The sequence below is a fragment of the Paenisporosarcina sp. TG-14 genome, from assembly GCF_000297555.1.
Classification (GTDB): Bacteria; Bacillota; Bacilli; order Bacillales_A; family Planococcaceae; genus Paenisporosarcina; species Paenisporosarcina antarctica.
In genome coordinates this window covers 1-519 of the sequence record NZ_AMGD01000079.1, presented here as the reverse complement: position 1 = coordinate 519, position 519 = coordinate 1, and the positions used below count along the sequence as shown (strand labels likewise).

Here is a 519-nt window from a genome sequence, read left to right as displayed (position 1 = left end):
CCAGTTCCGCCACCCCGGCATTTAAGAAACTATGGAGCGGAAGACGAGGTTCGAACTCGCGACCCCCACCTTGGCAAGGTGGTGTTCTACCACTGAACTACTTCCGCTCGTATGTATTTATAAATGGTGCGGGTAAAGGGAGTCGAACCCCCACGCCTTGCGGCGCTAGATCCTAAGTCTAGTGCGTCTGCCAGTTCCGCCATACCCGCAACTTAGTATTAAAAAATGGTGAGCCATGTAGGATTCGAACCTACGACCCTCTGATTAAAAGTCAGATGCTCTACCAACTGAGCTAATGGCTCTAAATAATGGTGCCGGAGAAAGGAGTCGAACCCTCGACCTACTGATTACAAGTCAGTTGCTCTACCAACTGAGCTACTCCGGCAATATGCAAAAAATATGGTGGAGGATGACGGGCTCGAACCGCCGACCCTCTGCTTGTAAGGCAGATGCTCTCCCAGCTGAGCTAATCCTCCAAATTTTTTCGCCTAGCGATGTCCTACTCTCACAGGGGGAGAC

The 519-nt window shown here is 51.1% G+C and carries 5 tRNA genes; all 5 read right to left on the bottom strand.

Annotation, left to right across the window (positions count from 1 at the left end):
• Positions 1–32 precede the first annotated feature (32 nt).
• Positions 33–107 (bottom strand) — tRNA-Gly (locus C406_RS0117435).
• A gap of 17 nt (positions 108–124) precedes the next feature.
• A tRNA-Leu gene (locus tag C406_RS0117430) sits at positions 125–209 on the bottom strand.
• A 17-nt stretch (positions 210–226) separates the two neighbouring features.
• A tRNA-Lys gene (locus tag C406_RS0117425) sits at positions 227–302 on the bottom strand.
• Between the two features lie 7 nt (positions 303–309).
• Positions 310–385 (bottom strand) — tRNA-Thr (locus C406_RS0117420).
• Positions 386–400: 15 nt separating this feature from the next.
• Positions 401–476: transfer RNA gene (locus C406_RS0117415), tRNA-Val, on the bottom strand.
• Positions 477–519: the final 43 nt, after the last annotated feature.